The sequence below is a fragment of the Streptomyces sp. NPDC001549 genome (genome assembly GCF_042894025.1).
GTDB lineage: Bacteria > Actinomycetota > Actinomycetes > Streptomycetales > Streptomycetaceae > Streptomyces > Streptomyces kutzneri.
The window spans coordinates 209,937-232,750 of sequence record NZ_JBIAVJ010000011.1 but is presented as its reverse complement, the minus strand read 5'-3'; the positions used below and the strand labels follow the sequence as shown (position 1 = coordinate 232,750).

20 protein-coding genes are annotated in these 22,814 nt (G+C 73.5%); 10 read left to right on the top strand and 10 right to left on the bottom strand.

Going from position 1 to position 22,814, the window contains the following annotated elements; genetic code table 11:
* Positions 1 to 81: 81 nt before the first annotated feature.
* The 3 genes from ACFY04_RS20380 to rpmG all read right to left on the bottom strand — a co-directional run bounded on the left by ACFY04_RS20380 (position 82) and on the right by rpmG (position 1,695).
* Positions 82 to 1,224 (bottom strand): CobW family GTP-binding protein, encoded by a 1,143-nt coding sequence (locus ACFY04_RS20380; RefSeq protein ID WP_389118466.1) that lies wholly within the window; start codon positions 1,222 to 1,224, stop codon positions 82 to 84.
* Positions 1,221 to 1,469: a type B 50S ribosomal protein L31 gene (locus ACFY04_RS20375; RefSeq protein WP_389118465.1), complete on the bottom strand. Its 249-nt coding sequence runs from the start codon at positions 1,467 to 1,469 to the stop codon at positions 1,221 to 1,223. The genes ACFY04_RS20380 and ACFY04_RS20375 overlap by 4 nt, the downstream gene beginning before the upstream one ends.
* A 61-nt stretch (positions 1,470 to 1,530) precedes the next feature.
* A complete protein-coding gene (gene rpmG, locus ACFY04_RS20370) occupies positions 1,531 to 1,695 on the bottom strand; it encodes a 50S ribosomal protein L33 (RefSeq protein ID WP_375933416.1) in 165 nt (54 codons plus the stop codon).
* Positions 1,696 to 1,804: 109 nt separating this feature from the next.
* Here rpmG and ACFY04_RS20365 point away from each other — a divergent pair, with 109 nt between their 5' ends.
* Entirely contained in the window at positions 1,805 to 2,389 is a 585-nt protein-coding gene (locus ACFY04_RS20365; RefSeq protein WP_389118463.1) for a TetR/AcrR family transcriptional regulator, read from the top strand.
* A 24-nt stretch (positions 2,390 to 2,413) separates the two neighbouring features.
* A complete protein-coding gene (locus tag ACFY04_RS20360; protein ID WP_389118461.1) occupies positions 2,414 to 3,961 on the top strand; it encodes an MFS transporter in 1,548 nt (515 codons plus the stop codon).
* Here ACFY04_RS20360 and ACFY04_RS20355 read toward each other — a convergent pair.
* Positions 3,924 to 5,303, bottom strand: coding sequence for a tetratricopeptide repeat protein (locus tag ACFY04_RS20355; RefSeq protein WP_389118459.1), 1,380 nt, complete (start codon positions 5,301 to 5,303; stop codon positions 3,924 to 3,926). The two genes, ACFY04_RS20360 and ACFY04_RS20355, sit on opposite strands and share 38 nt — an antisense overlap.
* Before the next feature lie 138 nt (positions 5,304 to 5,441).
* Between ACFY04_RS20355 and ACFY04_RS20350 the strand changes: the two genes are divergently transcribed.
* On the top strand, positions 5,442 to 6,830 hold the full coding sequence (locus tag ACFY04_RS20350) for a M64 family metallopeptidase (protein WP_389118457.1): 1,389 nt from the start codon (positions 5,442 to 5,444) through the stop codon (positions 6,828 to 6,830).
* Positions 6,831 to 6,929: 99 nt separating this feature from the next.
* The gene (locus ACFY04_RS20345; protein ID WP_389118456.1) at positions 6,930 to 7,988 is read left to right on the top strand and encodes a VWA domain-containing protein; all 1,059 of its coding nucleotides are present in this window, start codon (positions 6,930 to 6,932) and stop codon (positions 7,986 to 7,988) included.
* Positions 7,989 to 8,239: 251 nt separating this feature from the next.
* Here ACFY04_RS20345 and ACFY04_RS20340 read toward each other — a convergent pair whose 3' ends face one another.
* The 3 genes from ACFY04_RS20340 to ACFY04_RS20330 all read right to left on the bottom strand — a co-directional run bounded on the left by ACFY04_RS20340 (position 8,240) and on the right by ACFY04_RS20330 (position 9,788).
* A complete protein-coding gene (locus ACFY04_RS20340) occupies positions 8,240 to 8,581 on the bottom strand; it encodes a hypothetical protein (protein WP_389118455.1) in 342 nt (113 codons plus the stop codon).
* A gap of 147 nt (positions 8,582 to 8,728) precedes the next feature.
* Complete coding sequence (locus ACFY04_RS20335; RefSeq protein ID WP_030718106.1) at positions 8,729 to 8,917, bottom strand: DUF6381 family protein; 189 nt, start codon at positions 8,915 to 8,917, stop codon at positions 8,729 to 8,731.
* Positions 8,918 to 9,041: 124 nt separating this feature from the next.
* Positions 9,042 to 9,788, bottom strand: a complete 747-nt coding sequence (locus tag ACFY04_RS20330; protein ID WP_389118515.1) for a VOC family protein — start codon at positions 9,786 to 9,788, stop codon at positions 9,042 to 9,044.
* A gap of 244 nt (positions 9,789 to 10,032) precedes the next feature.
* Here ACFY04_RS20330 and ACFY04_RS20325 point away from each other — a divergent pair, with 244 nt between their 5' ends.
* Positions 10,033 to 11,010 carry an isopenicillin N synthase family dioxygenase gene (locus ACFY04_RS20325; protein ID WP_389118453.1) on the top strand — a complete coding sequence of 326 codons (978 nt, stop codon included), beginning with the start codon at positions 10,033 to 10,035 and terminating at the stop codon, positions 11,008 to 11,010.
* A 90-nt stretch (positions 11,011 to 11,100) separates the two neighbouring features.
* On the top strand, positions 11,101 to 12,279 hold the full coding sequence (locus ACFY04_RS20320; protein ID WP_389118451.1) for an alpha/beta hydrolase family protein: 1,179 nt from the start codon (positions 11,101 to 11,103) through the stop codon (positions 12,277 to 12,279).
* 19 nt (positions 12,280 to 12,298) lie between these two features.
* Here ACFY04_RS20320 and ACFY04_RS20315 read toward each other — a convergent pair whose 3' ends face one another.
* Complete coding sequence (locus ACFY04_RS20315) at positions 12,299 to 13,579, bottom strand: sulfite oxidase (RefSeq protein WP_389118449.1); 1,281 nt, start codon at positions 13,577 to 13,579, stop codon at positions 12,299 to 12,301.
* A 148-nt stretch (positions 13,580 to 13,727) separates the two neighbouring features.
* Here ACFY04_RS20315 and ACFY04_RS20310 point away from each other — a divergent pair, with 148 nt between their 5' ends.
* A complete protein-coding gene (locus ACFY04_RS20310) occupies positions 13,728 to 14,261 on the top strand; it encodes a GNAT family N-acetyltransferase (RefSeq protein WP_389118447.1) in 534 nt (177 codons plus the stop codon).
* A 285-nt stretch (positions 14,262 to 14,546) separates the two neighbouring features.
* Positions 14,547 to 15,686, top strand: a complete 1,140-nt coding sequence (locus ACFY04_RS20305; protein WP_389118446.1) for a YncE family protein — start codon at positions 14,547 to 14,549, stop codon at positions 15,684 to 15,686.
* 9 nt (positions 15,687 to 15,695) lie between these two features.
* On the opposite strand, the gene ACFY04_RS20300 is transcribed toward ACFY04_RS20305, so the two are convergent.
* Both ACFY04_RS20300 and ACFY04_RS20295 read right to left on the bottom strand, forming a co-directional pair.
* Positions 15,696 to 15,965 carry a hypothetical protein gene (locus tag ACFY04_RS20300; protein ID WP_389118445.1) on the bottom strand — a complete coding sequence of 90 codons (270 nt, stop codon included), beginning with the start codon at positions 15,963 to 15,965 and terminating at the stop codon, positions 15,696 to 15,698.
* Positions 15,962 to 16,726, bottom strand: a complete 765-nt coding sequence (locus ACFY04_RS20295; protein WP_389118443.1) for a DUF1524 domain-containing protein — start codon at positions 16,724 to 16,726, stop codon at positions 15,962 to 15,964. The genes ACFY04_RS20300 and ACFY04_RS20295 overlap by 4 nt, the downstream gene beginning before the upstream one ends.
* Before the next feature lie 202 nt (positions 16,727 to 16,928).
* On the opposite strand from ACFY04_RS20295, the gene ACFY04_RS20290 reads away from it, so the two are divergent.
* Together ACFY04_RS20290 and ACFY04_RS20285 are read left to right on the top strand one after the other, a co-directional pair.
* Entirely contained in the window at positions 16,929 to 17,795 is an 867-nt protein-coding gene (locus tag ACFY04_RS20290; RefSeq protein ID WP_389118442.1) for a DUF4132 domain-containing protein, read from the top strand.
* 23 nt (positions 17,796 to 17,818) lie between these two features.
* Positions 17,819 to 22,720, top strand: a complete 4,902-nt coding sequence (locus tag ACFY04_RS20285) for a DNA-binding protein (RefSeq protein ID WP_389118513.1) — start codon at positions 17,819 to 17,821, stop codon at positions 22,718 to 22,720.
* Positions 22,721 to 22,814 lie beyond the last annotated feature (94 nt).

Here is a 22,814-nt window from a genome sequence, read left to right as displayed (position 1 = left end):
ACGAGGACCGGCGGGCAGGCCCGGGGACCAGGAGCGGCGGCCAGGGCCGGCGGGCAGCCTCGGACCCGGTCTGCCGGACGGTCAGGAGACGGGGTCGAGGAAGGCGCCGAAGGCGGTCGGCAGTCGCTTCCACGCCTCCCGCCCGGCGGCGAACTCGGCGTCGGTCAGCAGACACGAGTCGAGGAGTTCCGCCAGCCCTTCGCGGTCGAGGCCGGGCGAGGTGAAGACCAGGTGCTGGCAGCAGTCGCCGTGCTCGGGGTGCCAGCCCAGCGCGGCGGCCGCCCTGCGCACGGGAGGCACCATCTCCCACGCGGCGTCCGGCAGCGAGGCCAGCCACGGGCCGCTGTTCTCCACGCGGAGCGCGCCGCCCGCCGCGTCCCAGGCCAGCAGGGTGTCGGGGCGGTCGGCGAGCCAGAAGCGGCCCCGGCTGCGGGCGGCCGCGGCCGCGAGGACCTCCAGAGCCTCGTAGAGCCGCTCCGGGTGGAAGGGGCGGTGGCGGTGCCAGACGAGCGTGGCGACCCCGGCCTCGTCCGCCTCCTGCGGCAGCAGCGCGCAGGCCGGATGCTGGGCGGCGGCCGCCGCCTCGGTGTCGAATCCGGCGAAGGCCGCGCGCGCCAGTTCGCCGGACCCCGTCTCCACCCGGCGGGCGGTCGGGTGCAGCTGGGCCAGCAGGGCGCGGTCCTCGTCGTCCGCGTCCGCGCCGTCGACGAGCGCGAGGACGGGTGCGTACTCCAGCTGCCGGGCCCAGGTGTCCCCGACTGTCCGCCGGTCGGTGGGCGCCGCGGCGAGCCCCGCCTCCGCCAGGTCGTCCCCGTTGGCGAGGTACGCCAGGACGAGGGCGGGGTCGACGGCGGTGATCACATTGGTGAGGTCCAGCGCTTCGCCGCCGTGCGCGGCCACGACCTCGGCCATGGCGCGCGGTTCGACGGAGTCCCACAGTTCGACGACGGCGAGCCGGGTGAGTCCGTCCGCGGCGAGGCGCCACAGCTCCGGGAGCAGGTCCTCGCGCAGCGCGCAGCACGCGCAGTCGTTCACGAGCGGGGCCTCGCCCCGGGACAGCTCGCCCGAGGCGTCCCGTACCAGGCGCCGTACGGTCCCGTCGGCCGCCGTGGACAGGTCGTGGTGCAGGGCGACGCTGCCCGGCACGGCGGCCAGCAGCTCCCGCACCGCGCTGCGGCGGGCGTCGCCGTGGAGCCCGCCGACGATGACGACGGGCAGGGTCACGGCTTGCTCCCGTAGCGGCGCTGGAAGCGCTCGACACGGCCGGCGGTGTCCAGGACGCGGGCGGTGCCGGTGTAGAAGGGGTGGCTCTGCGAGGAGATCTCGACGTCGATGACGGGGTAGGTGTGGCCGTCCTGCCACTCGACCGTCTTGTCGCTGGTGGCGGTCGACCGGGTGAGGAAGGCGAAGTCGGCGGCCTTGTCGCGGAAGACGACGGGGCCGTAGGCGGGGTGGATTCCGGGCTTCACGGTGCGCTCCTTGGGGAGGGGCAGGGAGGGGCGGGGAGGGGCGGGGCTGGGCTGGGCGGGGTCAGCGCTCTTCGCGGAAGTCGACGTGCCGGCGGACGACCGGGTCGAACTTGCGCAGCACCATGCGGTCGGGGTCGTTGCGCCGGTTCTTGCGGGTGACGTAGGTGTGGCCGGTGCCCGCGGTGGAGCGGAGCTTGACGATCGGGCGTACTTCGTTGCGTGCCATGAAGGCAGTATACGGAAATGAATGCCATTTTCAATAGAGGCTCACGCGGGAGCCTTCTTTGCTTCGAATGAGACAATCTTGTATCGTCCGAGGCTAAGGAGGCTCACTCATGGTGTTGAACGAAGAAGAACTGCTGGACGGCGCCGCCCGCGTCCTCGCCGGCGATCACAGCGCCTCGATGGTGCAGATCGCCGCCGGCATCGGCACCAGCCGCGCCACGCTGAGCCGCCGCTACGCGACCCGTGAGGCCCTGCTCAAGGCCGTCGCCGTCCGGGCGATCGAGGTCGTCGACGGGTGCCTGGCCCCGCTCGACCTGACGCGGAGCGCCGACGCGGCCGCCTTCGACGCCGCCATCGAGGAACTGGTCGTCGCCCTGATGCCCGCCGCGCACCTCTACGGCTTCACCTCGCGCGACGCCACCGTCCTCGCGGACCCGGAGTTCCGGGCCGGCGTGGACCGGCAGGACCAGCAGGCCGTGGCCTTCATCGCCCTCGGCCAGCGGCTGGGCCGGCTGCGCGCGGACCTGCCGCCGTACTGGATCTGGTACTCGCTCTGGGGCCTGCTCGACGCGGCCGCCGAGGGGGTGCGCGACGGCCACTTCGCCCCGCGCCAGATCGGCCACCTCGTGCTGACCTCCTTCCTCAGCGGGACGCGGCCGCTCGCGCAGCCCCCCGCGGGCGCTCCCGCGCCCTGAAGCTCCCCGCCACCCGTGCGCACCGTGCGCACCTCTGAACGGAACCTCATGCACACCCCCGCGCAGGCCCCCCGTAGGTGGATCGTCCTGGCGATCCTCTCCGGCAGCCTCCTGCTCATCTCCATGGACACCACGATCCTCAACGTGGCCTTCCCCTCGCTCGTCGGCGACCTCCAGCCGGGTGCCGTACAGCAGCTGTGGATCATCGACGTCTACGCGCTCGCCCTGTCCGGACTGCTGGTCACCGCGGGCGCGCTCGGTGACCGCTGGGGACGCAAGCGGCTGCTCATGGCGGGCTTCGGCGTCTTCTCGCTCGCCTCGCTCATCGCCGTGTTCTCCACCGAGGCCTGGCACGTCATAGCGGCCCGCGCCCTGCTCGGCATCGGCGGCGCGGCCATCATGCCCTCCACCGTGTCGATCCTGCGCACCGTCTTCACCGACGCCAAGGAGCGCGCCTTCGCGCTCGCCGTCTGGGCGGCCGTCTTCGGCGGCGGCATGGCCTTCGGGCCCGTCGTCGGCGGACTCCTGGTCCAGGACTACGGCTGGCACTCCGCCTTCCTCCTCAACCTCCCCGTCGCCGCCGTCATCGTCGCGGCCGGCCTGCGCTACCTGCCCGAATCTCGCTCCCCGCGCAGCAGCGGCAGGTGGGACTGGTGGGGCGTCGGCCAGTCCGTCGTCGGCATGCTCGCCCTCGCGGGCGGAATCAAGCAGCTCGGCAAGAGCGGAATCGCCGACCCGCTGCCCTGGGCCCTGCTCCTGGTCGCCGCCGGCGCGCTGACCGTCTTCGTACGCCGCCAGCTGCGCCTGGACCACCCGCTGCTGCAGGTACGGCTGTTCGCCAAGCCCGCCTTCAGCGTCGCGGCCACCGCGATCTTCCTGCCCATGGTGGGCATGGGCGCGATCCTGTTCCTCGTCACCCAGTGGTTCCAGTACGGCGAGGGCTACACCCCGCTGGAGGCCGGACTGCGCCTGCTGCCAGCCCCGCTCGCGCTGATCGCCGCCTCGATGGTGGCCCCTTCGCTGATGCACCGCTTCGCCATCCGCCACGTGCTCGGTGCCGGGCTGGTCGTCCTGGCCGCAGGCATGGCGCTGCCCTGGATCTTCCAGCAGTTCACCGGCCTCGGCTATCCGGCCTTCGCCGCCGCCCTGACCGTGATGGGCCTGGGCGCCGGCCTCGCCACCACGGTGGCCTCAGTGACCCTGGTCTCCGCCGCGCCCGCCGCCGACGTCTCCAGCGCCGCCGCCATCGAGGAGACCTGCTACGAACTCGGCTCGGCCATGGGTGTCGCCGTCCTCGGTTCCACCGCGGCGGCGCTCTACCGGGGCAACCTGCCCGCCCTGGAGCTGGACGGCCCGAGCGCGGCCGCCGTACAGGGCTCCGTCGGCGAGGCCGCGCACACCGCCGAACGCATCGGCGGCGCCGTCGGCCAGGCGCTGCTCGACACCGCCTCGCACGCCTACACGCTGGCGATCACTCCGGCCTTCCTGCTGGCCGCCGTACTCGCGGTCGCCGCGGCGGCCACGACCTGGACGCTCATTCCGCGGGACCTGCAGCCCACCGAGAACCACTGACCGGGGCGGGCCGCAGCGCGGGCGCGGCGGGCGCCGGGCCCAGCGTGGTGGTGCCGGGCGCCGCGCGGTGCCCCAGGCCCGTACGGTACGCGTCCATGGCCGCCTCGACCCGGCCCGTACGCCGCAGCAGATCGCCCAGCAGCCGGCACAGGTCCGCGAGATCACCCGACGCCCCACTGCGCTCCAGCAGCGCCAGGGCCTGTACGTAGTGCTCCTCGGCCGACTCCGGCTCACCGCGTTCCTCGGCCATCAGGCCGAGGAGCCGGTGCGCGCCGCCCGCGTGCACGGCGCCGTGGCTGTCCCCCAGCTCCAGCAGCGCCGAGAGCAGTCCGGCGGCCTCCTCGTACCGGCCGAGCTGGCGCAGTACGTCGGCCAGCTCCACTTCCACCTGCGCCGTGTAGAGCCCGGCGCGACGGGCCGACAGCATGTCCCGGGCAATGCGCAGCTCCCGCTCCGCCGAGGCCAGTTCGCCGTTCTGCGCCTGTACGTAGCCGCGCATCCAGTGGCAGTGCGCCAGGTCGGTCCGCAGCCGCAGGTGGCCGTAGATCTCCTGGGCCTTCGCCAGTGAGGCGTCGGCATCGGCCACCCGCCCCCCGGCCAGGAAGGTCCGGGCCACCTGCCGGTGCATGCCCGCCACCAGCGCCGGATCGCCGACCTGCGGAGCCAGTGCGAGGGCGAGCTCGGCGGCCCGGGCGGCCCGGGCGTGGGCGCCCATGTCGAGGTAGGGCCCGATGATCGCGGCGTTGAGCAGCACGAGTGCCTCGGGATCGGCCAGCCCGCTCGCGCCCAGCTCGTCGATGGTGGATTCGAGCAGGTAGCAGGCGTAGCGCAGCTCACCGGCGAGCAGGTGCGCGACGGCCCGGCCGCGGATCGGCCGGGCCCTGCGGGGGAGCGGCTCGTCCGCGAGGAGGCGCTCCGCCGCCTCGAAGTGGCCGATCGCGTCCGGCAGTTCGCCGGACTCCAGTGCGCAGTCGCCGAGCCCGAGCCGGGCCTCCGCCTGCTCGGGGACCAGCCCGAGCTCCTCGGCCTCGGCGAGCAGCCGCCGGTAGCGTGCGGCGGCCTCGTCGGCCGCGCCCGTGGCGAGCGTCTGCTGGGCGTCGGTGAGGGCGAGCCGCAGCTCGGTGGCCAGGTGGGCGGGGCGGCCGGTGGTGAGCTCCTCGTACGAGGTGCCCAGGCGGGCGGCGAGGAAGCGCAGCGCGGTCTCGGAGGGCCGGACCTTGCCCGACTCCAGTGTGGAGATATAGGCCGAGGTGTAGGAGGGCTCCGCCAACTGCCGCTGAGTCAGGCCGAGTTCACCGCGCATGCGCTGCACCCTGCGGCCGATCCGGGCCGGTTCGTCCATGAAATCCCCCTGGTCGCTCGAACTCCCCAGTATTCAGCGGGAGCAGGCATTGCGCACGTCCCCTGCGCCACCTAGTTTAAGCAACCGATTCATCGTGCTTAACAAATCACTTAACTTCCGTTCCCGGGGGAGTACTTCATGGATCCAGTCAGAGGTTCGGGCAGGCGTCCGGGCAGCCGTCCGGCCGTGCGCTCGGCGTTGCGCGCGGCCGTCGCGACGATCTGCGCGACCGCCGCGCTGGTGGCCGCCGGACCCGCCGGCGCGGCCGGCGCGGCCGACGCCACGGCGGGGCCCCGGATCGAGGTCGAGATACCCGGTCCGGAGCACGGTGGTGACGCCGGATCGGGCCACGCCCGCGTACCGGCCGCCGGCAGTCCCGCCAAGGCCTCGGGGCGGCTGTCACCGGCCGAGCGGTCGGCCGACGGACAGGTCACCAAGATGATCGACAACGGCTCCACCGCCGACCGCCTCGACGTCGTGGTCATCGGTGACGGGTACACCGCCGCCGAACTCGCCCGGTTCCACACCGACGCCGAGCAGAAATGGGCCGAGGTGACCGCCGTCGAGCCCTACACCACGTACCGGAACCTCTTCAACGTCTGGACGGTCGACGCCGTCTCGCACGACTCCGGAGTCTCCGGCGACCCCGACCCGGCCACCGTCCGCGACACCGCCCTCGGCTCGTACTTCTGGTGCGAGAACATCGAGCGGCTGCTCTGCGTCGACCAGCCCAAGGTGGACACGTACGTGGCGAAGGCGCCCGCCGCCGACCTCGTCATCGTCCTGGCCAACAGCGCCAAGTACGGCGGTGCGGGCTACAACGAGCCCAGCGCCACCCTCGGCTACGAGGGGATATCGACGGCCTCCGCGGGCCACCCGAAGTCCGGCCAGGTCGCCATCCACGAGACCGGCCACTCCCTCGGCAAGCTCGCCGACGAGTACTTCTACCCGGGCGTCCCGGACTACGAGAAGTACACCGGCCCCGAGCCCGGCGAATCCAACAGCTCGGCCCTGCCGGCCGACCGCATGGCCGCGCAGCGGGCCAAGTGGTACCGCTGGCTCGGCGAGGAATCACCCGACGGCGGCACGGTCGGCGCGTACGAGGGCGGCAACTACTTCGTGACCGGGCTGTACCGGCCCACCGACAACTCCCTCATGCGGGTCCTGGGCAAGCCCTTCAACCTGCCCGGCGTCGAGTCGATGATCGCCGGGTTCTACCAGCACGCGCGGATCGTCACCCCGCTCACCCCGACCGACCGCACCCTGCGGCTGCGCCACAAGGCCAAGGCCTCCGTGCCGAAGCTGGCCGGCGCGGACGGCCGACAGCTCGTGGTCCGCTGGTACCTCGACGGCCGGGAGCTGAAGCGCTTCGAGGGCCGCACCGAGGTGTCGGTGGCGGAACTGTGGCTCTTCGACTTCCGCACGCACCGTCTGACGGTCACGGCCGAGGACCGCACCCCGTCGGTGCGCGACCCGAAGGTGGTGCGCACCCTGCGCTCCTCGGTCGACTGGAACGTCCGGCTCTGATCCCTCTCCCGCGGGGTGATCGTCCGTCAGGCTCCGTTGTCAGTGGCTCCTCCTAGTGTGGACACATCACTCGGGGAGCCTCTGAGAAGGAGCACAAGCATGTCCGCCAACAGGATCCAGCACAAGGTGAACCACGTCGCGCTGGTAGTGGACTGTTCGGGTTCCATGCGTCAGCACCAGGGTCAACTGATTCGCGTCGTCGACGAGTTCGTGGCAGGTCTGAAGGCCGAGTCGGACAGTCTCGGTCACGAGACCCGGATCAGCCTCTACTCCTTCGACCACAAGGTGGAGAACCTGGTCTGGGACATGGACGTGAAGCATCTGCCGTCCATGCGGGGTCTGTACAAGGTGAACAACGGCGCGACCGCCCTCATCGAAGCCTCGCTGAAGTCACTGGACGACCTGGGCCACATCTGGGAGGAGTACGGCGAGCACAGCTTCCTCCAGATCGTGGTGACGGACGGCGAGGAGAACGCCTCCGGCGGCGACCGGCGGCACGACGGCGACATGACCATCCTCGGCCCCTGGCTCGACAGGATCGCGGCGAAGATGGGGGCTCTTCCGGGCCACTGGACGTCCGCGATCCTCGTTCCGAACTCCCTGGCGAAGCGGACCGCCCAGAACTACGGTTTCCCGGCCGGAAACATCGCCATATGGGACGCGGATTCCCAGGAGGGCGTCGAGGAGGCGATCGGCACCGTCCGCGCCGCCGCCACCAGCTTCCTCCGCGGCCGTGAGAAGGGGGTACGGGGTACGAAGAACCTGTTCGCGGTCGGCCAGGACATCTCGGTCGACGACGTACGGGCGAACCTCGAACCGGTCCCGGCCGACAAGTACCGGCTCCTGAAGGTCGACGAGGAGGTCGGGATCCGGTCCTTCGTCGACTCGCATCCGGGCGTGACGTACGAACGCGGGTCCTGCTACTACCAGCTGGGCACCCGGGTCCAGGTCCAGCCCGACAAGGAAGTCATCGTGGTCGAGAAGAGCACCGACCGCGCCTACACGGGCGACGCGGCACGCAGTCTCCTGTTCGGCACGGGCATCCAGGGGACCGTCTCCGTGAAGGCGGGACGCAATCCCGAGCTGGAGGTGTACGTGCAGAGCCGTTCGGTGAACCGGAAGCTCAAGCCCAGGACGCGTCTGCTCATCATGCTCTGAAGGAGCCCGACCGTCACCGGGCCGGGCCCCACAGGTCCGCGAGGGCGAGGATCGCCTCCATGGCCTCGTGGGGGAGGCGAGCCGGCCGCTGCCCGGGCCGCGGGTACGTCGGTGTCCCCGAGCAGCAGGAGAAGGGCCGGGGCGGGCACGTTCGGCCAGCCCCTCCAGGACCTCGTGGAGATGGACCGGGACCGGAAGGTGCGGCGGGGTCTGCACAGCGGATCATCCTATGCTTCCCGGCCGTTCGACGCTCAGAGCGGCAGCTGTTCCACCACGCTCGTGCCACTGCCCTGCTGGGACTCCCAGGTCCACGTCTCCTCCAAACGCAGGCGACCGTCGGGGAGCTCCGTCAGGAGCGAGGTGCAGTGCCCGGACGCGGTCGTGCCGTCGAGGCGGAGCTGGACATAGCGGAAGTCGATCGTGCGGCCGGCCCGGGTGCCCACGAGGTAGCCCATGGCCACGTCCCCGCCCCGGTATTCGGCCCAGACCCGGTCGTCCTGCTCGTGGTACTCGAACCGGGTCTGCCGACCGACCTGACCGGGGGACTGGTCGGCCACGGGGGCGAAGACGAGGCCGTCGAGTGAGCGCGCCACGGGTGACTCCTGGAGGAAGGCGATCCGGGGCAGCAGCTTAGGTCCATGATCCCCGCGGTCCAAGCGGCATCGGCACCGGCCGGTGGCCGCGGCGACGGGGATCGCGGCGGACACCGGCCGGCGGGGGTGCGGGGGGAGGCGTACGGGCTACATGGGGTCCATGCCCCGGTCGTCCATACGGCCCTCCTGCTCGCTCTGCTCCTGGAGGCGGCGGGCCTTCTCCTTCAGCCGGCGGCGCTCCTCCGGGTCGGTGGACCGCTCGGCCGCGTCGTTCAGCTCCTTGGCCTTGGCGCGCATCTGCTGGGACCGGCCGCGGGACTCACCTGAAACGCTCATGATCGCTCCTTGGATCTGTGGGGGAGAGCGGGCGGATTCAGCGAACCAGTCCTGCCGTGCCCCCGCATCTCGAAGGGTCACCGAGTGTGAGTCGCCCCCCTACGCCGACGACGGACGGGGGCGGTCAGTCCGTGTCCGACCCGAGGGCGGTGGTGAGGGTGAACAGGGCCCCGTCCGGGTCGCGGAGCGTCACCCAGCGCTCCACGGCGTTCGAGGTGACGTCGGAGACGGCCCGCCCGCCCAGCGAGACGGCGGCCTCCACCGCGGGCCGGAGCTTCGGCACCCGGAAGTGGACGTGCCAGCGCGGCCGGGTGTGCGGGGAGTAGGAGGCGATCTCCACGGGGCCGCTGTTCAGGCGGGCGACGGGTTCGCCGTCCTGCCGCAGCACGACCTGGTCCTCCTCGTACGAGACCTCGCAGCAGCCGGCCCGGCCGGTGGCCCACTCCAGCACCGCGCCGTAGAACATCGCGGCGTCCAGCGCGTTCCTGGTGCGCAGTTCCAGCCAGGCGGGTGACGGGCCCCTGCCCACCCGCCAGTCCGCCTCCACATTGCCCTCCCAGATCCCGAAGACGGCCCCGTCCGGGTCGGCGACGAGCGCGGCGCGGCCGCCGGACTCGAACGAGACCGGGCCGACCGCGATCGTGCCCGTCCGCTCCCGGATCCGGTCCACCGCCACATCGGCGTCGTCGACGGCGAAGTACGGGGTCCAGGCCGCCGCGACCCCCAGGTCCGCGGCCAGCGCCCCGATGCCCGCGACCGGTACCCGGCCCTGGAAGGCCACCGAGAACGCCTCGCCGAGGCGGGTCGGGCGGAACCTCCAGCCCGCGACCGCGCCGTAGAAATGCTGGGCCGTGCCGAGGTCGCGCGTCATCAGGCTCACCCAGCACGGGGCCCCGAAGACTTCCTTCGTCGAAATCTCCACCGTTCGCTCCGTCCCTGGTGAGCCACCGCTGCCCCTACCATTCTGGTGCTTATCGTGACGATCTTCGCGTTCCACGGCGGCGAATGCGCACAGAAGGTGTCCAAGAATCACGCTCCGTGGCGATCCCCTCCGGTGGCACGCGGCGATAGCCTCGGTCCCGGACGCGCCCGCAGCCCCGGAAGGCAGGTCTCCCATGGCCGGATCCCAGATTCCCGTGATCGATCTCGGGCCGTGGCGGTCCGGCGGACCCGAGGCGCGCGCCCGTACGGCCGCCCGCGTCGACGAGGCCCTGCGCGCGGCGGGTTTCCTGCTGGTGACCGGGCACGGCGTGGACCCCTCGCTGCCCGCGCGGATCCGGAAGGCGGCGGGTGAGTTCTTCCGGCTGCCGGCGAGCGCGAAGGCGCCGTACGCCGTCACCGTCGGCGGCCGGGGCTGGCTCGGCCCCGGGGCGGAGGCCAACAGCTACGCCGAGGGCGCGGCCTCGCCGCCCGACCTCAAGGAATCGTGGTCCTTCGCGGCCGAGGACCCCACCGGGATCCCCTCCGTGGACGCCGAATGGTTCGCGCCCAACGCCTGGCCGGCCGAAGTGCCGCAGCTGAGGCCGCTGGTGACGGAGTACCTGCGCCTGATGCGGGCGCTCTCCGACGAGCTGCTGGAACTCCTCGCCGTCGCGCTGGGCCTCGCCGAGGACCACTTCACCCGCCACACCTCACACCCCACCTGGGGGTTCAACCTCAACTGGTACCCGGGCACCGAGGTCGTCGGCCCGCCCCTGCCCGGCCAGTTCCGCATCGGGGCCCACACCGACTTCGGCACCGTCACCGTCCTCGACCGGCAGCTGGGCGCGGGCGGGCTCCAGATCCACACGGACGCCGACGGCTGGCAGGACGCGCCCTTCGACCCCGCGGCGCTCACCGTCAACATCGGCGACCTGATGGCCCGCTGGACGGGCGACCGCTGGCGCGCCGGCCGCCACCGCGTACTGCCGCCGCCCGCCGACACACCCGCCGAGGAGCTGATCTCCCTCGTCTACTTCTACGAATGCGATCCGCACACCCGGGTGGAGTCCCTGCCCGCCCCCGTCGGCCGGGTGGTGCACGACCCCGTCGACTCCCACACGTACCTGCGGGGCAAACTCGACGCCATCAGCGTGGCTACGACTCAGGAGTGACCCGGCGCCCTCACCTCCCTCCGGGGGCTGACGGCGGATCCGCCTCACAGACTGACGATCCACCAGAACTGCGCGCATAGCGTGACGTTCATGAAGAACCGCAGAACCGCCGCCGCCCTGACCCTGGCCGCGATCCTCCTGCCCCTCCCGCTCGCCACCGCCGGCACCTCGGTCGCCGCGGACACCGCCGTCAGCGCCGGACCGGCGGGGACCGACAACCGCCGCACCACGGTGGAACTCCCGCGTCCCACCGGCCGTTTCGCGGTCGGCCGGGAGGACCTGCACCTGGTGGACCGCAGCCGCACCGACCCCTGGGCCGGTTCCGGTCCGCGCGAGCTGATGGTCACCATGCGCTACCCGGCGCGGCACGACACCGGCCGGACCACCCGCTACCTCACCTCCGAGGAGGCCCGCCTGCTGCTCGTCGACCGCGGGCTGGACCAGGTGATCCCGGTGGAGACCCTGACCGGCACCCGGACCCACGGCCGGACGGGCGCCCGCCCGGCCGCCGGACGGTACCCGCTGATCGTGCTCTCCCCGGGCTTCACCGTCCACCGGTCCACGCTCACCGCACTCGCCGAGGACCTGGCCTCCCGCGGCTACGTCGTCGCCGCGGTGGACCACGCGTACGAGAGCGTGGGCACCGCCTTCCCCGGCGGGCGCGTGCTCACATGCCTGGCCTGCGAGAAGGTCAAGGACGAGGCCGGCTACCGGACCGTCAGCGACACCCGGTCCCGAGACGTGTCCTTCCTCCTGGACCGTCTCACCGGACGCAGCCCCGCCTGGCGCCACGCCGGACTCATCGACAAGGGCCGCATCGCGATGGCCGGCCATTCCATCGGCGGCGCCTCGACCGCGGCCGCGATGGCGGCCGACCCCAGGATCCGGGCCGGGATCAACATGGACGGCGGCTTCTCCACGCCGGTCCCCGCGGCCGGACTCGGCGGGCGCCCCTTCATGCTGCTCGGCGCGCAGGAGCGCGGCCCCGGCGGCAACGCCGGCTGGGACCGCGACTGGCCGCTGCTCGACGGCTGGAAGCGCTGGATCACCTTCGCCGACTCCGGCCACTTCACCTTCTCCGACTTCCCGGCCATCGGCGAACAGCTGGGACTGCCCGACGAGGAGGCTCCGCTGCCCGGCGCCCGCTCCGTCGAACTGACCCGCGGCTACGTCGCCGCCTTCTTCGACCAGCACCTGGGAGGCAGCCCGCAGCCTGTGCTCGACGGCCCGTCCCCCGATGCGCCGGAGGTCCGCTTCCACACCCCCTGACCCGGGGGTGCGGGGCCGGTCAGACCACCGTCACCGGGTGGCGGACCACCGCGTCGAAGAGGTAGCCCTGCGTGTTGTGGACCGACCGGTCGGGCTGCGTCCGCCCGGTCGCGTCGGTGGCCCGCGCCAGCAGCGAGGCCGCACCCGTGGCCCGCGGGGTCCACGGCACCGACCAGCGCACCCAGCCGCCCCGGCGGGGGGTGTCGTGCAGCCGGGCCCGCCGCCAGCGGACGCCGCCGTCCGTGCTGACGTCGATCCGGGTGACCGGTGCCGCCGCCGACCAGGAACGGCCGGTCAGCAGCTGGGTCCGGTGCACGGGAACGGTGGCCCCCAGCTCCAGTTCGAAGGCGCTCTTGAGGGTCTGCCGGGTCAGCGGGGCACCGCCCTGCGCCGGGTGCCCGGGCCCGAACAGCCGGTACATGTCCGTGTTCCAGGGCGAGTAAAGGGGCTCCCCGCTCACCTCGATGTCCCCGACCCACTTGATCGACGAGATCCCGACCCAGTCCGGAACCACGAGGCGGACCGGCCCGCCGTGGTCCGGCGGCAGCGGCTGCCCGTTCATCTCGTAGGCCAGCAGTACGTCGTCCAGCGCCTTGGAGACCGGAAGCGGGCGCCGCACCCGGCCCAGGTTCACCCCGTTCGCCACCACCTCGTCGTCCAGCCCGCGCGGCAGGACGTCCACGGCGCCCCGGGTCACGCCCGCCAGGCGCAGTACGTCCGACAGCCGCGCGCCGCGCCAGCGCGCGACGCCGATCGCGCCCAGGGTCCAGGCGGTTCCGGTGACCGGCTGGCCCTGCTGGGTGGCGTAGAAGCTCCGGCCGTTGCCCGCGCACTCGATGAACAGCGTCCGCTCCACCGGCCGCAGGGCGCGCAGCCGCTCGTACGACAGCTCCAGCGGGCCGCCCGCCAGCCCGTCGCCCCACACCTTCAGCCGCCAGCCGGCGGCATCGATCCGCGGGGTGGAGGTGTGATTGCGCACGAAGAACCGGTCGATCGGCGTGAGCGGGCCCGTGTCGCGCAGCGCCGCGAAGTTCGTCTCCGCGTTCGTACCGCGGAGGGTGAACAGCTCGGGCGGCAGCGGCTTGACGGTGCGCGGCACCGGGTCGGCGACGGGCAGGCCCGGCGCGGCCGAGGCCGTGCCGCCGCCCGCGGCCACACCCAGCGATCCGGCGGCGGCCCCCACCGCGAACAGCTTCAGCAGATCACGGCGGTCCACTCCGGCGGAGCGGGCGCGGCCGCGCGCCCACTGCCGCAGGCGCGTGTGGTCGTACCGGCTCTCGTCCGACAGATCGAGGGGCATGGCTGGAGCACTCCTTGGTCGCGGTTCCCACGGACCGTAGGGCCCGGGGCGGGCCGCGGGAACCTTCCCACGCTGATGTCCACGAACCCGCAACACTGCCGCAACGGCCGATTACCGCTGGTCGGCGGAATTTCGGCAGGATGTGGGCATGACCGAGATCCTTACCCCCCGACTCCTCCTCCGCCGCTGGACCGACGACGACCTCGTCCCCCTTTCGGAGATCAACGCCGACCCGGAGGTGATGCGCTGGATCGGTGAGGGCGAGACCCTCGACCTGGACGAGACGGCCGAGGAGATCGAGCGCTGGGAGGAGGAGTGGGACGAGGAGGGCTTCGGGCTCTTCGCCGTCGAGCTCCTCGGCTCCGGCGAGCTCATCGGTGCCGTCGGCCTCTCGGTCCTCGAGAACCTGCCGGACGCCCGGGCGGACGTGCAGATCAGCTGGCGGCTCGGCCGCCAGTACTGGGGCCAGGGCTACGCCTCCGAGGCCGCCCACGCCACCTTGGAGTTCGCGCTCCAGGACCGCGGCCTGGACCGGGTCGTCGCGATCAGCCGGATGAGCAACACCGATTCCGAGAACGTGATCCGCAAACTGGGCATGGTGATGGAACGCGACACCACCGACCCCCGGTACGGGACCTCCGTGCGGGTCCACGGCATCGACCTCACCGAGTACGAGGCCTGAGGAGCCTGAGGGGCCTGAGGGCCGTCCTACGATTCCCGCGCGGCCGCATCATCCGATCGGCCGATCCCGGGATCCTCCGGACCGCCCGCACGCTCCGTCCTGCGGTCGGACCCGCCGGGGGCTCGGGCGCGGCGAGCATGGACCGGGGGGAGCGGGAGGGCGTACCCGGCCCTCCCCGCCCGGAGCCGAGGGGGACACCATGAACGCGCACGACCGACTCCTCCTCGACGGGGCCCGCCGCGGCGACGCGGCGGCGGTGGGCGCGGCGGAAGCCGGGACCGGCCGATGAACCGCCGTACGCGACTGCGTACCCGCACCCGCACCCGCATCCGTGGCGCCCTCGCGGCGATGGCCGCGGCCCTGCTGCTCGGCGCCTGCGCCCAGCACACGGCGCCCGCGCCGCCGGGCCCGGCGCCCTCCGCCGCCTCCCCGCTGCCGGCCGGCGCCCCCACCCCGCAGGGGCTGCTGCTGACCGCCGACTTCGGGGCCGACACCGTGACCTTCGTGGATCCGGCACGCGGCGCGGTCGCCTCGGTCACCGTGGGCAGGGCCCCGTACGGACTGGCCGTGGGCGCTGACGGCCGGGCGTGGGTCGCCACCGCCGAGGGCGTGGCCGTCGTCGACACGCGCACCCGCGTACGGCTGGCCCTGATCCCGTACCGCACCGGAACCGGCCCGGTCACCGACGGCGAGTACCGCGGCGGCGGCATGGGCATCGCGCTCTCGCCCGACGGCGCGCACGCCTACGCCGGGGTCAACGTCCCCGGCGTAGGCGGGGTCCTGGAGGTCCTCGACACGGCGAAGCGCGAGGTCACCGCCGTCGTACCGGTGGGCCGGCGTGCCTTCGACGTGGACGTGTCGCCGGACGGCGCCGAGGTCTACGTCACCGGCCACGACTCCTTCGACGTCACCGTCGTCGCGGCGGGCTCACTGCGGCCCCGCCGGATCGAGGCCGCCCCCTACGGCACCGAGGGCGGGCTCGCCTCCTGGCTCAAGCCGCACTACGCCGTCGTACGCCCCTCCGACGGGAAACTGCTGCTCCCCTTCGAGGGCGAGCGGCTCGCCGTGGTCGACCCGCGGACCGGGCAGACCCGGATCGAGGCGATGACCGCCGACACCCACCAGCACGGCGCCGCCGTCACGGCCGACGGCCGGCTCCTGGTGGTCGGCACGGGCGCGGTGCGGCCGGGCGACGGCAGGGGCCCCTCGCTGACGGTCCGTTCCCCGGACGGCGCCGAGCGGGTGTATCCGCTCCAGGGCCCGCACGAGGACGTGGCCGTCTCCCGCGACGGCCGGACCGCCTACGTCACGGGCGGCTACACCCGGGACGGCTACTGGAACGGCATCACGGTCGTCGACCTCGGCACCGGAGCCACCCGCCGACTCGCGGCGGGCGCCCGGCCCCTGGGCATCGCCGTCCTCTGAGCAGGCGTCTCAGCCCGGCGCCGCGGCCCCGCCGCCCGCGCGGATCGCCGCGAGGGCGGCGGCGTGCAGGGCGGCCGGGGCACCCCGGTGGGTCCGGGGGCTCCCGGTGAGCGTGTACCATTCGTCGGCGTCCTTGTACTGGACCTCGAACCGGACCAGGTCCCCGGCCGCCGCCGTGGTACGCAGCGTGAGCGGGCCGGTGATCACGCCGACCTCGTCGGTCATGGCGCCGCCCGGTCCGGCGAGCACCTCGTCCTGCCACCGGTGCGCCTGCGTCATGAGGCGCAGGTGTCCAGCATCGTGGTGAGCATCTTCTTCTCCGGTTCGGTGACGGTCAGTCCGTACGTGGACTTCACGGTGGTCCAGGCCCGCCCGTACCGGCACCAGCTCGTCTTGTCCGGCGGCTGCCACAGGTCGGGGCTCTGGTCGCCCTTGGAACGGTTCGAGGCCGCGGTCACGGCCAGCAGCTGAGGATGGGTCAGGTCGTTGGCGAAGGCCTTGCGCCGCGCGGAATCCCAGCCGGCCGCGCCGGAGCGCCAGCCCTCGGCGAGCGGCACCATGTGGTCGATGTCCATCTTCCCCGCGTCCGTGACGGCCACCCCGTCGTAGAGGCTCTTCCAGTTGCCGGACACGGCCTTGCACTCGGCGTCCCGGGTGACCTCGGTGCCGTCGCGCTTCAGGACCACCTCACGCGTGTCGCACTTGTTGCCCTGCTGCGCCCAGTGCGTGAACTTGTCCCTGCTGTAGCCCGCCATCGTGCCCACCGGCGCCACCTTGAGCGCCGCCAACTGGGTCCGCGCCACAGCGGTGGTGACCATACCGGGCAGTACGTCCCCACCGGCCGGTTTGGCCTCGCCGCCCGGTGAGTCTGGTGAGTCCGGTGACTTCGGGGACTTCGGCGCCGCGGCGGACGGCGAACCCGCGGGTGCCGACGCCTTCGGATCCCCGCCGTCCGGCGCGGCCGGACCGGAGCACCCGGTGGCGGCGGCCAGCAGCAGCGCCACCAGCACCGCACCCGGCACACGTATCTGACGTCCCATAACCCCACCCCGAGCCGGTACCGCTCCGCACGCTGTCCCGGAAACACTACCCAGAACAGGACAATCAACCTACCAAGGGCCCTCCGGCGGGCGTTGTCAGTGGCTCTCGCTAGTCTCCCGGCATACCGCAGCTCAGGGGGGTCGGCTCCCCCCTGTCAGGGCTGCGCGGAACCGGACAGGACAGGCGGAGGGGCACGGTCTGATGGCATGGCTGGCGGCGGGCGAGGGGTACGAGATCGCCCTGGTGGAGGGACGGGTGGCGGCGAGGTCCGCCACCGGGCGGACGGCGGGACGGCAGTTGAAGACACTGCCCAAGGCCCTGAAGGACCATCCCGAGGTGGACCGGCTGCGCAGGCTGGCCGAATGGCTCGACCGGCACGAGGCGGCCTGCGCCGCCCAGGTCGACAGCTGGATGGTCTCCTCGCTGCCGGTGCCGACCGAACTGCTCGCCCGGGTCTGGCCGGACGAGGCCTGGCAGAGCGCCCTGCGCGATGTGGCCGTCGTCGGCGACGACCCGGACGAGGTGGGCTTCCTGCGGGACGCCACCGCCTCGGGTGAGCTGAAGGTGGTCAACCTCGACGGCGAGACCGTCCGGCTCTCCCCGCGCACGGTGACCCTGCCGCACCCGGTGCTGCTGCCCGACCTGGACGACGTACGGGACTTCGCGGCCGAGCTGGGCATCGTGCAGCGGGTCGAGCAGATCCACCGGGCCACCTGGCGCAAGCCCGCCGAGATCGCCGCCACCGCCACCGAGGTCCGCGACTACGCGGGCGGGGTCTTCCCCACCCGCTTCAGCCTCGCGGCCCGCGCCACGAGCCTCGGCTACCGGGTCTCCGGCGGCTACGCGACCTGCAAGGTCCGGGACTCGGGCACCGGGACGGAGGCCGCCGTGTGGATCGGCGAACCGTACTACGAGGACGAGATGACCACCGGCGCGCTGAGCTGGCACGACGAGGACGGCCGGGCGGTACGCCTGACGGAGGTCGGACCGGTGGCCTGGTCCGAAGGCATGCGGATGGCCGCGGCGCTCTACGCCGGGCGCAAGATCGAGGAGGGCGGGGACGCGTGAGCACCAACCAGGAAGACACCGAGATGAACAACGCCGAACTGCTGCTCAAGGCCGGTGCCGTACTGCCGCGGGACACCACCGGCGCCGGCAGCGACGTCGTGGAACTGACCGCGCGCTCCTACCGCCACCCCGGCCTCGGCGACGACCGCGTCGTCGTCCGGCTCGCTCCCGGCGAACTGGGCGCGGCCGAGGACCTCGCCGCCGGCTTCCTGGGACTCGTACGGGACGAGGGCGAGCCGCCCGTCGTCGGCCTGAGCCGGCGCCAGGCGCTCGGCTTCCCCGAATGGGTCCTCGTGCACCACCCCGAGGACGGCCACCACGCCCTCGCCGTCGTCCCCGAACTGGACCGGATCGCCCGGCAGGCCAAGACCAAACCCAAGGCCGCCCTCGACGCCTGCCTCGAACTGGCCGGCCGCCTCGCCGCGTCCGTCCCGCACTTCCTGCCCCTCTTCCACGAGCAGGCCGCGCGCCTCTTCCTCGCCGTCGAGAACACCACCTACGCCGCCCAGCTGTTCGGGCGGGCCCGTGACGCCGAGGCCCAGCACGGACTGGGCATCGACGAGGACCGCCTCGACGCCGTCTTCCTCGAATTCGCCCTCGTCGGCGCCCTGCCGGTGAAGGTGCTCACCGGCTACGGCAAGGCCCTGGCCGGCCGCGTCACCCCCGCCGAGGCCTACGAGCGCTTCCGCCGCCTGTGCGTACGCCGCACCGCCGGCGGGCTGCCGCCCTCCGCCCAGGCCGCCGCCGAACTGCGCCGCCTCGCCCGCGCCGCGGGCCTGACCGGCACCGAACCCGAGCAGGACTACCTCGCCGAACTGCTGCCCCTGCCCGCCACCCTGCGCGCCGCGCTCGGCTGGTGGAAGGCGCACCGCGGCGCCCTCGTGGCGCTCGCCCGCCGGGTTCCCGCCGTCCGCGGCACGCTCCTCGGACTGACCCCGCCCAGCGGCGACGGCGGCGAGTTCACCACCCTGTGGCTGGAGATCCTGGAGGAGTCCGGCGCCACCGCCGGCCTCGTCGACGGGGACCTGCCCGCCGAGCAGCGCTGCTCCGACGGCACGGCCGGCTGGCTGGAGCGCTTCCACGCCGCCCGCCACTCCGGCTGGGGCCGGCGCCCCACGCTCCCGCTCCTCCTCGACCTCGTGGAGCGGTGCGCCGAGCAGCTGCGCACCGAACTCGCCCGGCCCGAACGGGAAGCGGGACTGCGGATCGGCGTCGAGGACACCGACCTCCTCGACCTGCTGCTCGCCCTGGACGTCCCGGTCGCCGACCCCGAGGCCGAGAGCGAGCACCGCCGGCACCGGTACGACCACCTGAACCTGTCCGAGTGGGCCGACGGCGAGCAGCGCCGCGACCTGCTCGCCCTCGCCGCCGACCAGCGCTTCCACCCCGCCTTCCGCCGCGCGCTGAGCAACCTGAGCGACGGCTGCGCCGATGTCGTCCGGTGCGTCGCCGCCTCGCCCGGCGGCCGCCGCCTGCTGGCCGAGTGGATGCGCGACGTCGCCGTCGCCTCCACCGCCGCCGGTCTGCCCGGAGTTCCCGAGGCCATCGCGCGGCTGGGGTGGCTGCCCACCGAAGCCCTGGAACTCGCCCCCGGGGAAGTGGCCGCCGCCGCGGCCGCGGACCTCGCCGAAACCCTCGCCCGTACCCTGCGCGGCGGCCTCTTCGAGGAACTGGCCTGGCCCTCCTGGGAGGAGGCCCTCGCCGAACTGAGCCCCGGCCAGGGCCGGGAGGCCCTCAACGTGACGGAGGCCTGGCCGTACCTGATCGTCGCCAACCAGACCCAGGTCCGGGTCATCGACGCCGACTCCACCGTCCTCACGCACGACTTGCGCGTGCCGACCGGGACCTCGTACAACCACGGCTTCCACTACGTCGACGGTGAACTGCTCGTCTTCTGGTCCTCCTGGAGCACCAACGGGACCCAGGGCTACTGGCACCACTCGCCCGGCACCGTCGTCACCCTGGAAACCGACCGCAGCCACTGGTCGCTGCGCAGCGACCACCTTTCCCTGCCGCTCCCCGGCGGCGGGCGCGCCACCGGCGGCGGAGTCCTGTACCGCGGCGACACGAAGCTGCCGGACGAGCGGCCCCTGCTGTCCGACGGCACCTCGTACTGGGTGTGGCAGCGCCGCGACGAGCAGAACGAAACCGGCTGGCTCGAGTACGACCCCGTCGGCGGGACCCACGGTCGGCCGTCCATGCCCGCCTTCTTCGCCGACGCGCTGCGCGCCGACCCGGACACCGGCCGCCGCGGCGGTTCCTCCAACCGGCTGCGGCCGACGCCCACCGTGGCCGGCTCGGTCCTCGGCGAGCCCACCGACGGCCTGCTCGGCTGGCGCACCGTATGGGTCCGCGACCACGGCTGGGAGGGCACCGACACCGGCGGCCGCACCGTCACCGTGCCCGAGGGCGGCAACGCGCCCGTCGCCGCCCTCACCTTTCCCGGAGACGACCGGCCCCGCGCGCTGTCCCAGCACTGGCAGGAGCTGAGCATCACCGACCCGGACGGTGTGGTCACCGCCAAGTCGCGCGACGGCCACCGCCGCCGCTCCGCCTTCGGCACGGGCAGCGTGGACCTTCCGCCGCTGTCGCACTGGTACGCCCTGCGCCCCCGCGACACCGAGAGCTCGGCCGTCCTGCGCGCCGCCGACCGGGAGACCGTGGCCGCACTGCTCAAGACGGCCGCCGCCGCCGACAAGGCCGCCGACCTGCCCGACCTGGTCAGCGCGGCCCTGCCGCAGATCACCGACCCCAAGATCATCGGCGGCATCGTCGAGGTCCTCCGCTTCACCCTCACCCAGCAGAAGACCCTGGACGCGATCGCCGCTCGGCTCCACCCGGACAACACCCCCGCCGAGGAGCGCGAGCAGGGACCCGGCGACCGCCTGATCGCCGACGGGCTCAGCGGTCTCATCGGCTCCGGCTACTACCGCTGGGGCGGCGAGAGCGACGCCGCCCACTACACGCTGAGCGAACTCGCCGCCGCCCGCACACGGACCGACGCCGCCCCGGTGCCCGGCCTGCTGCACTTCGACACACCCGCGCTGCCGTACTGGTCCTTCACGTGGACCCCGCTGCTGGACCAGCCCGCGGCCGTCGCCTACCGCGCCGTCACCGTCGCGCCCACCGACGAGCAGCGGGAGGGGCTGCTCACCCTGCTCGGCACGGTCGACGCCCTCGGCCTGGCCTCGGCCGAGGGATCCGCGGACCGCTGGCGCCGGGTCCTGCTCCGCCTCGACCGGCAGCACCTGCTGACGCCGGACGGCGAACGCAACGTCCACCACCGCAGCCTGCTGCCACTGGGCGGCGGAGCCGTCCTCGCACTGACCGAGCACAGCGAATCCGTGCCCGAAGGCCACGAGTTCGGTGCCCTGCTGTACGACCCCACGGGCCGGTTCACCGTCCCCGGCCCCTACGCCGTGCGCGGCGACGCCCCGCTCGGCGACCGCGAACGCGGCGCCGGCTGGCTGACCGCGTTCCTCGGCGCGGCCGCCGAGCACGGCCCCGCGCCCTTCCGCCCCGAAGCCGCGGAGGAGTTCTCCCGGCTCACCGGAGTCTCCGGTGCCCTCGCCCGCCTGGTGGTCGCCGGACTCCCGGGCGTCGACAGCTACGAACGCAACTTCCTGACCCCCGAACTGCGCACCGCCCTCGGCATCAAGGCCACCGACGCCGCGTACGCCCGCGACGAGCTCAAGAACCTCGACACCGAGCTGCGGCGCGCCGTCGTCGGGGCCCTGCTCCCCGCCGATCCGGCGAAGCTGTGGAGCGAGGGACCCGACGTCGCCGCCGCCGCGGAGCTCTGGAACCGGCGCGTGGGCCGTCGTACCCCCGTCCCCGACTGGCTGGCCACGGAAGCCGCGCGCGCCGTGGGCGGCACCTGGCCTGCGCACCGCGCCCTGGCCGCGCTGCTCGACCCGGCCGCCTCGCGCGAGCTCTCCGTCGACGTCGCCTGGACGGTGAAGGGCGACCACGTGGAGCCCGCCGAGCCGGCCACCGACCCCTTCACCGGGTCCGTCCTGACCGGAACCCTGGCCATGGCGTCCTGGCTGGCCCACCGGCTGCCCGCGGGTGATTCCGTACGCGCGGCCCTGCCGCCCGTACTGACCGCCGTACGGCAGCGGCTCGCCGCGCCCGAACTGCTCCTGGAGATCGGGCACTACACCAGCCTTCCCGACTTCCGGAAGGCGGCGGGCACCCCGACCGAGACCGGCGAGGGCTACGAGCGGTACGGCGCCGTCGTCATGGCCACCCACGACGACCAGCCCAAGCCCGCGCTGCGCCCGGCCCTGCTCGACTCCACCGGCTCCGACCCGTACCTGCCGGCGCTGCGCGGCGAGGACCAGCGGCCCTCCGCCGCCGAGACGGCGCTGCGCACCGCCCACGACCCGCGCTTCGCCGCGCTGCTCGCCGACCCGGGCGCCCCGGCGGCCGGTGCGACGGACGCGGACGGCACCTGGTGGCCGCAGGACCCGAGCCGCTCCGTCCCCGAACTGGTGGAGGAGGCCGGCGCCCGGCACGGCCTGGGCGCCGACGCGGCCGCCGTCTACCTCATGCTGCTCGCCATGCCCGACCCCACCGACCGCAACACCGCGCGGTGGACCGGCTGGAAGCCGGCCCGCCTCAGGGCCGCCCGCGCCGAACTGGCCGCCACCGACCTGGTGGTGACGGCCGGCCGCAGCCGGGCCGGTCGCTCGCTGTTCCTGCCGGGCGGCTGGGCCGACATGCCCTCCCCGACGCTGCCGGTGGAGCAGTGGAAGCTCCCGATGTACGGCCTGAGCGCCGGTGGCCGGCCCCCGCTGGGCGTGCTGGTCCCGGCCGAACCGGCCGCGGAGCTCTACCGCCGGGCCTGGCAGCGGGTCCAGGAGGGCGACCTGCCGCGCTTCGAGGAGCTCAAGGTGAAGCGCACCCGCGCCCGCCGCCGCTGAGCCGGCCGTCCCGGGCCGCCCGGGACCCCCGTACGGCGCGGCGCACCTGCCCGCAGGCGCGCCGCGCCCCCGCACCGATCTCCCGCCACACATT